The sequence below is a fragment of the Pseudoalteromonas fuliginea genome, assembly GCF_000690055.1.
GTDB lineage: Bacteria > Pseudomonadota > Gammaproteobacteria > Enterobacterales > Alteromonadaceae > Pseudoalteromonas > Pseudoalteromonas fuliginea.
The window spans coordinates 1-8606 of sequence record NZ_JJNZ01000121.1 but is presented as its reverse complement, the minus strand read 5'-3'; the positions used below and the strand labels follow the sequence as shown (position 1 = coordinate 8606).

At 39.3% G+C, this 8606-nt stretch carries 8 protein-coding genes; 1 reads left to right on the top strand and 7 read right to left on the bottom strand.

Going from position 1 to position 8606, the window contains the following annotated elements; genetic code table 11:
* Nucleotides 1–195: 195 nt before the first annotated feature.
* The 7 genes from DC53_RS00535 to pxpB all read right to left on the bottom strand — a co-directional run bounded on the left by DC53_RS00535 (nt 196) and on the right by pxpB (nt 6876).
* Complete coding sequence (locus DC53_RS00535) at nt 196–1059, bottom strand: PhzF family phenazine biosynthesis protein (protein ID WP_033032306.1); 864 nt, start codon at nt 1057–1059, stop codon at nt 196–198.
* Entirely contained in the window at nt 1043–2716 is a 1674-nt protein-coding gene (gene asnB / locus DC53_RS00540; RefSeq protein ID WP_033032304.1) for an asparagine synthase B, read from the bottom strand. The genes DC53_RS00535 and asnB overlap by 17 nt, the downstream gene beginning before the upstream one ends.
* Before the next feature lie 153 nt (nt 2717–2869).
* Entirely contained in the window at nt 2870–3538 is a 669-nt protein-coding gene (gene pcp / locus DC53_RS00545) for a pyroglutamyl-peptidase I (protein WP_008139236.1), read from the bottom strand.
* On the bottom strand, nt 3531–4556 hold the full coding sequence (locus DC53_RS00550; protein ID WP_033032302.1) for a DUF979 domain-containing protein: 1026 nt from the start codon (nt 4554–4556) through the stop codon (nt 3531–3533). The genes pcp and DC53_RS00550 overlap by 8 nt, the downstream gene beginning before the upstream one ends.
* Nucleotides 4553–5263, bottom strand: a complete 711-nt coding sequence (locus DC53_RS00555; protein WP_008139239.1) for a DUF969 domain-containing protein — start codon at nt 5261–5263, stop codon at nt 4553–4555. Before DC53_RS00555 ends, DC53_RS00550 begins: the two co-directional genes overlap by 4 nt.
* A gap of 28 nt (nt 5264–5291) precedes the next feature.
* On the bottom strand, nt 5292–6218 hold the full coding sequence (locus tag DC53_RS00560) for a 5-oxoprolinase subunit C family protein (RefSeq protein ID WP_033032300.1): 927 nt from the start codon (nt 6216–6218) through the stop codon (nt 5292–5294).
* Entirely contained in the window at nt 6211–6876 is a 666-nt protein-coding gene (gene pxpB / locus DC53_RS00565) for a 5-oxoprolinase subunit PxpB (protein ID WP_033032298.1), read from the bottom strand. Before pxpB ends, DC53_RS00560 begins: the two co-directional genes overlap by 8 nt.
* 249 nt (nt 6877–7125) lie before the next feature.
* On the opposite strand from pxpB, the gene msrA reads away from it, so the two are divergent.
* Nucleotides 7126–8415, top strand: coding sequence for a peptide-methionine (S)-S-oxide reductase MsrA (msrA, locus tag DC53_RS00570; RefSeq protein ID WP_007376579.1), 1290 nt, complete (start codon nt 7126–7128; stop codon nt 8413–8415).
* Nucleotides 8416–8606 lie beyond the last annotated feature (191 nt).

The following is an 8606-nucleotide window of genomic DNA, read 5'->3' as shown; positions in this document are numbered from 1 at the left end:
TAAAAAACTTTATTTCTAATTATCAAAAAGAGGCCGCTGGATAAAGTGGGGATCCCTCAGCCCTTCGGGTTCTGCCTAGGGGCGATAAACTCTTTGTTGCTCGATTTTTACTTAGCCCACTAGGTTACAAACCTCGCGCCGCGATTTAATCGCCCCTAGATTGAACAAATTTCAATTCGCAAAGGTCAACACGCCCTAGTAAATGACAACTTTAGCATTGTTAAACTCATAATTTAGCAATGCGCCATTATTTGATTGCTGTATAAGCTTAACTTTATTTAAACCATGTAGTCTAAATAGCAGAGGGGCAATAACAGTTATTGCTGAGCCCGTTGCACTGTCCTCATTTACTCCAAACTGGGGTGCAAAGTATCTAAAATGCGCTCTGGCATTTTTCTTGTCTTTATTTTTTATACTAAGGGCAATTACTGCATTTTTGTGGAGTTTACTCAAAGCTTTAAAATCAACGTGTAAGCTTTTTAAATCGTCTTTTTCAACGTCTTCATTAAATTCTTTATTAAATAATACAACCGTATAACCGTTTTTATCGCCGGTACTGTAGGCTGCTTTTATTGCTGATGAAAACACACTTTTTAACTCACCTGCAGCTAATTCGCTTTTTTTAGGCTCTATGCTTTTTAGTAATAACTGGGCGCGTTGTTTTTTTACTCTTATAGTAAAACGCTCATGACTCATTGATGTAAGTACTTCTGGGCAATAACCAAAATGCTTTATTAAAAAATTAGCGGCCGCTAAAGTGCCATGTCCACAGCGTTTAATTTCACTTGTTTGGTTAAACCAGCGAATATTACAATGGCGTTTAGTTATCTCATTTTGATTTAAAAATACGGTAGCAGGGTGGTTTGATTGTGATGCAATATATTGCATTGTTTTTGATGTTAACCCATTTTTATAAATAACAATTAAAGCACTAGAGCCTTTTAAGTTATTTGCAGGGCTATAAAAAACAGATTCGGTGGAAGTGAGTTTTATAAAGCGAAGCGCAAGCCATTTGGGCTTACGCTTCGTTAAACAAAGAGTGTTAACCTTTGCTTGCATACGCGTCGTTATGAACGCCCGCAGCACGACCTGATGGATCTGCATTGTTTTGGAACGATGCGTCCCATGCAAGTGCTTCAGGAGTCGAACACGCTACCGATTTACCATGTGGTACACATTTAGCTGATGCATCACCAGGGAAGTGCGATTCAAAAATAGTACGGTAGTAGTAAGCTTCTTTTGAATCTGGCGTATTAATAGGGTATTTAAATTTAGCATTTGCAAGCTCTTGATCGCTTACTTGCTCGTTTACAAACTCTTTTAACGTATCAATCCAGCTGTAACCAACACCGTCTGAAAATTGCTCTTTTTGGCGCCATAAAACTTCATCAGGCAAGTAGCCATCAAAGCCTTCACGTAAAATGTGTTTTTCAATTTTGCCATCTTTACACATTTTAGCTTCAGGGTTGATACGCATAGCAACATCAACAAATTCTTTATCAAGGAACGGTACACGTGCTTCTACGCCCCATGCTGCCATTGATTTATTAGCACGTAAACAGTCAAACATATGCAGTTTTGATACTTTACGGTTTAGCTCTTCATGAAACTCTTGTGCGTTAGGGGCTTTATGGAAGTATAAGTAACCACCAAATAGCTCATCAGCACCTTCGCCAGATAACACCATTTTAATGCCCATCGCTTTAATTTGGCGAGCCATTAGGTACATAGGTGTAGAGGCACGAATTGTTGTTACGTCGTAGGTTTCTATGTGGTAAATCACTTCACGTAATGCATCAATACCTTCTTGAATGGTAAAAATGATAGGGTGGTGAATAGTACCAATCATGTCAGCTACTTTTTGGGCCGCGGCTAAATCAGGTGAACCCTCAAGGCCTACTGAAAAAGAATGCAACTTAGGCCACCATGCATCGCTTTCGTCGTTATCTTCAATACGTTTTGCAGCAAAACGCTGGGTGATAGCAGAGATAACTGATGAGTCTAAACCACCAGAAAGTAATACACCGTAAGGCACGTCACACATTAGCTGGCGTTTAACGGCCGCTTCTAATGCATCTTTAACGTCTTGGGCTTGTGCGCTGTTATCTTTAACTGCATCAAACGTTTCCCAATCACGCTTGTAATAAGGCGTCATTTTACCATCTTTGCTGTACAGGTAATGCCCTGGTGGAAATTCTTCAATATGCTTACAAATTGGAGAAAGTGCTTTTAACTCAGAAGCAACGTAAAAGTTACCGTGCTCGTCGTGACCCGTGTAAAGCGGGATAATACCAATATGGTCACGGCCAATTAAGTAAGCGTCATTTTCTTCGTCGTATAAACAAAATGCAAAAATGCCATTTAGATCATCTAAAAAGTCAGGCCCTTTTTGTTTGTACAGCGCTAAAATAACTTCACAGTCTGATTGAGTTTGAAAAGTAAAATCAACGTCTAGCTCTGCTGCAAGTTCTTTATGATTATAAATCTCGCCGTTAACCGCTAAAATATTTGTTTTTTCAGGATTGTATAAAGGCTGTGCACCGCTTGATACACCAACAATAGCTAAACGCTCATGCACTAAAATAGCTTTTTCAGATGCGTATACACCAGACCAATCTGGGCCTCGGTGTCTAAGCAGCTTTGACATTTCAATTGCTTGGGTACGCAATTGAGTGGGATCAGATTTTATATCTAATACCCCAAAAATTGAACACATAGTAACTCCTCATTCCTATTATGTGTGCAGCAAAGCCAATTTGCTGTGCTGCGAAACCTTGTTTTATCAGAAAAAATTACTCAAGTCACATAGCTTTTACAATTAATTAAGAATAATTTATGCACCAAGTTATATTTAACTGCACCAAAGTGGTTAATGTGTGGTGCCTGCTGTTATTTTTACGTCACTATTATTGTTTAAAGCTTGCGCAACCATCACTTTTAGCGCGTTAATAACGGTTTCCTCACTCATGCTTGGTGCGCCATTGTGGTGCACAGCTTGGCTTGGTAAATAAGGAATATGCACAAAGCCACCTTTCATTACAGCGCAGTGATCATTTATGTAATGCATAAGACCATACATAACGTGATTACACACATACGTGCCTGCCGTATTCGAAATGGCAGCTGGTATATTACTGTTGTGCAATGCTTGTAACATGCGCTTTATTGGTAAGTTTGTGAAATAGGCATCAGGGCCATTTTTTTCTATTGGTGTATCGACAGGTTGATTACCTGCATTGTCTTTAATACGTGCATCATCAACGTTTATTGCTATTCGCTCTATTGATATTTCACTGCGCCCACCTGCTTGGCCTATACACAAAACAACCGCCGGATTGTGCGACTCAATGGCGCTTATAAGCTGACTGATAGACGTATTAAATTCACAGGCAAGTTCTAGTGTGCATATTTTGTGTTTCATGATGATAGTTTCATCAAGTTTTTGCACTGCTTGCCAAGAAGGATTTATAGCTTCGCCACCAAAAGGCGCAAAGCCGGTTATTAATACACACGCCATTGAAGAAGTTGATTTAGTCATTAAACACCAAGCTATACATTAAAATAATATTAACGGCGAGTAAGGTAACTGCCGTCGGAATTTGAACCTTTATTACATGGTACTTATCTTTTAAGTCTAAAAGAGCGGCAGGAATAATATTAAAATTGGCTGCCATCGGCGTCATTAACGTACCGCAATAGCCGCTATACATACCTAGCGCCACTAAAGGTGCAGGGCTTGCGCCATGACCTTCAATTAAAAATGGCATCGCAATACCAGCAGTCATCACTGGAAATGCAGCAAACGCGTTACCCATAATCATGGTAAAAAATGCCATACCTATACAATACAAAACAACCAGCATAAAACGGTTATCAGGGGCTATAAATAAAGTAACTAGTTCTTTAATTGAGTCGCCTGTTTGCGCCACAATAAATACCCCACCAAGCATGGCTAGCATTTGCGGTAAAATGGCTGCCCAACCAATAGAATCTACTAAACGGCGTGATTCGCTTACGGCTTGAACAGGGCTACCACCGGTTATTTTCCAGCCAACAAGTAATGCAAAAATACAAGCAATGGTTAAAGATGCAAGTGTTAAGTGGCGTTGATCAAGTAAGTAAACATTATTTATAGCAACATTATCAAATAGTACAGTAAAGACTACGGTAACAATTGGGATCATTAAAGCGGGAATAAATAACTTATTACCTAGAGTCTTAGCGCTTTGGTTTTGAACCTGCTCGCTGGGAATAGAGTAACTTCCCATAGAAACTAAATTTAAGCCGGCTAATAAAGCAATGAGTAATACGCTAATGCCCACCATTAAATACGTTATTTGTGCACCAAAAGTTGCAATAGCAAAATCACCAAATAAAAAACTACTGCCAAATAAAAACCAAAATAGGGCGGTTGTAAGCCTTTTGGGATGATTTTTGTCTTGCAGGGTACGTACTACTAAAAACATTACCATGATGCCAATAAGCAGGTATATGTTTTCAATAGTCACGAGTGCAGTGCTTGTATGCGATACATCGGCGTCAATTACTTTACTCATAGTATTGGCTCCGGTGCATTGTACTTTTGAACCGCTTTTGCAATTTTACTTTCGAGTCGAGCTAGTCTAAATAAATGTATAACTAAAGCGCATATTGCAGTAGGGATTGCCCATAGACCAATATGCAGTGGTTCAATACCGGTTATACCGTTTTCTTTTAAAAATGCATCCATAAGTAAAACAGCACCAAAGGCTATAAATATGTCTTCCCCAAAAAATACCGCAATATTATCAACTGCCGCCGCATGGGCGCTGATCATGTCTTTTACGGGTTTAGGCAATTCGCCATATTTATTTGTAGCAGCTCCTAATGCCATAGGAGCAAGCAAAGGGCGAACCGTTTGTGCTTGTCCACCGAGTGACAGTAAACCAAGTGCAGCCGAGCATTCTCTAACAATAAAATAAAGAGCGAGTATACGCGCGCTGGTGGCTGTTTTAATTTGTGAAATCCAATCGCGCGCACGTTGTTGTAATCCATAACGTTCAAGCAGTGCAATAACAGGTAAAATTAAAATGAAGCTCGCTAATTGGCGCGAGTTCATAAACTTTTCGCCAAATGTTTGCAGCAAGCTGATAAAATCAAGATTGACTGCCCAGCCGGTCGCAAGTCCTGCAAAGGTAACCACTAGTAAAGGATTAAAGCGCAGTGCAAAACCGATAACTACAACAGGAATGCCAATAAGCGGCCAATAATTTAAATCGAACATAGTTTTCCTATTTATTTTTAGAATGTTTTTATAGGTTATTTTTAAGTGCAAGGCTCAATTGATGTAGGTGTCCGTCAAGTTTCTGCTTCGCCTTTGTTGCTTCTTCAAACGTTACATATTTAAACTCAACAGTATCTAAAGGTCTAAATTGTGCAAATTGATGTAAGTCGGCTTCAATAACAGTGCCTAAAAGCGGATAGCCCCCTGTGGTTTGGCCATCATTTAGTAAAACAATAGGCTCTCCATTTGGTGGTAGTTGAATACTCCCAGGACTCACCCCTAATGATGGCAAAGAGTGCGAATGCCCCAAATTATTTTTATGCTCAAGCCTTACGCCCATCCGGTTGCTGTTACTACTAACTTTAAATGCGGTAGATACAAAGTTGCTAAGTAAAGGCTCGCCTAATAAATTAGCATGAGGGCTTTGGTGCAGCCGTATAAGCTTGCGCTGGGCGGGAGCCATTGCGCCTACTTTTATAAACTCTCCATAATAAGGAGTAATAGGTATTTCATCACCAGTGGTGAGAGCTCTACCTTCAATACCAACAAAACACGCGTTTAAATCTGTAGATTTAGAGCCCATAACCTCAGTATTTTGTATACCGCCTTTCACTGCTAAATAAGCTCTTAAGCCGGCTCTACCAGTAGCAAAGTTCAGTACTTGTTTGTTTTTTACTGCATATGTCCAACCAGGATAAATTGCATGTCCATCGAGGGTTGCTTGCAAATCGGCACCATGCAGTGCAATTACTGTGTCGCAAGTAAATTCAAGCTCGCACAAACCCACAGTTATTTCTAAAACGGCATCATTGTCGTTATTGTTAAGTAATCTATTAGCAATTATTTGTGCAATGGGGTCCAAGCTACCCGCTTTACTTACACCTAAATGGCGGTAGCCTTCACGGCCAAAATCTTGAATTGTAAGCAATACACTACTTTTAAGTACTTTAATCATGATTTGCTCCTTTATTAACGAGCGGAACAAATTCAAGCGTATCGCCTGGTTGAATTAAACAAGGTTGCTCAGAGGTCGAATCAAACAAAGCAGTATCTGTATGACCTATTATATGCCAACCACCTGGGGTATCTGCGGGGTAAATTCCGGTTTGTGCAGCACCTATCGCAACAGAGCCTTTAGGAACCCTAGTACGTGGCTCATCACGCCTTGGTGTATGTAATTGCTCATTTAAGCCATGTAGGTAAGCAAAACCGGGCTGAAAGCCTAAAAATAAAACGTGGTACTTGGTGTTACTATGAATATTAATAACTTCATCGGCACTTAAATTATGATAGCGAGCCACGTAATTAATGTCCTCACCCTTGTAGGTTGTTTCGATTAAGTGATGCTGCCCCTTAAATGTACTCGTTTTAATATCATTCCACAGCGAAGGTAGCACTTGTAACCACTGTTTTAAGTGTTTATCTGATTTTAAATAAAGAGTGAGCGAGTTCATGGCGGGCACCAAATCGCTAAATTCATCAGTGCTTTTACAGTGGCTAGTTAAAGCCCAAATTTTCTTTTGAATAGAGAGTCTATCTGTAGCGTCTAAATGCGATGCATCAAACAGTAAGCTACTGTTTGTTAATGCATAAATATGAGGAGCTGGCTTCATTAAATAAACCTATTTGTACAACATAATTTAAACGTAACACAGTTTTATTAATTTATTTACACCATTGCGACTAAGTGGTTATTTTTATTTGCTCAGCTTAGTTTAAGAGTATTTTTATATTCAATTAATCGTATTTAACTTATTGAGGACTAAAACTTAATACGCTTCGTACTAAATAAGTAATTAGTTTGAAATGAAAATTAAGATAAGGAGGTCTTAATTAGCACGCACTTGTTTATGAGGTACTTTATGAAACACCAGCATTTATTATATTTATCAGGCGCTGCTATTATATTTAGCGCAGGCAGTTTTGCTTTATCTATGGAAAAGGTTGAGCACAGTAATGTCGAAGCAACCATGCATGTAGAAACTATTGTACTTGGATCCGGTTGTTTTTGGGGAGCCGAAAAACGCTACGAAGCGCTTAATGGCGTTATAGATGCTGAGTCGGGTTACGCTGACGGCAAAGGCTTTAAAGCAACGTACAGAAACATTACTGATCAGTCTCGTCGTTTTGACGAGAACAATTATGCTGAAGTTGTACAAGTTATGTATAACAGCAATATAATTTCAGCAGAAGATCTATTAAAAAACTATTTTGAAAGTCACGATCCTACGCAAAAAAATCGCCAAGGGAACGACATCGGTACGCAATATCGTTCAATCGTATTAACGACTACCGATGCGCAGGCTAAAGTTGCAGAGCAAGTTAAGTCGAAATATCAGCAACTTTTAACTGATGCGAGCTACGGCAAAATTGAAACAGTTATTAAACCGCTTCAAGGCTTTGTATCGGCAGAAGAGTATCATCAAAATTATTTAGAAAAGAACCCTAATGGCTATTGCCCAGATCATTCTACCGGTGTTGTTTTTAATAAAACACCTGTAGAAAAAGTAGATAACACTGCTTTATTAGCAGGAAAGCAAATCGTAGTCTTAGATTCACGTGAATACTGCCCATACTGTGAAAAATTCAAAAAAGCAGTCGCAAATGACTACAAAGGGACAATACCAATGTCGTTTCGCCATGCTGACCAACTTGATGATTTAACTATTAAGTCAGCCACGTGGGCAACACCGACCATTTTGTTTTTAGAAAATGGCGTTGAGGTATATGGCCGTCAAGGTTACGCAACGCCTGAAGAGTTTTATAAAGCATTAGGCGCTTTTAAATTAGGTAACAGCGATGCTTACAAAGTTGCATTTGATGCGCGAACAGATAGACCTTACTGTAAAGAGTACAAAGAGTTTAAAAATACACCTGACGGTACTTTTGTAGATAAATTAAGTGGTGAGCCACTATTTGATACAAGCGATAGGTTTAACTCAGGTACTGGTTGGTTGTCGTTTACTCATCCAGTAAAAAACAATGTAACACAGCATGACGACAGTAGTTGGGGTATGACACGCATTGAGCTTCGCTCAAAAAGTACTGGTATACACTTAGGGCATTTATTTCCTGGTGAAGGCCCAAGAGGGCGCGATCGTTACTGTATTAACGCAACGGTACTTGATTTTGTACCGCGAGATAAAAGTTAAATTAAAATTATTCCAGACATAATTTAATTTTCAAAAAAATATTAGGGCGTGTTGATCTTTGTGGATTGAAATTTGTTCAATCTAGGGGCGATTAAATCGCGGCGTGAGGTTTGTAACCTAGTGGGCTAAGTAAAAACCGAGCAACAAAGAGTTAATCGTCCCTAGAAAGAACCCAAAGGGCAGTGCATGTT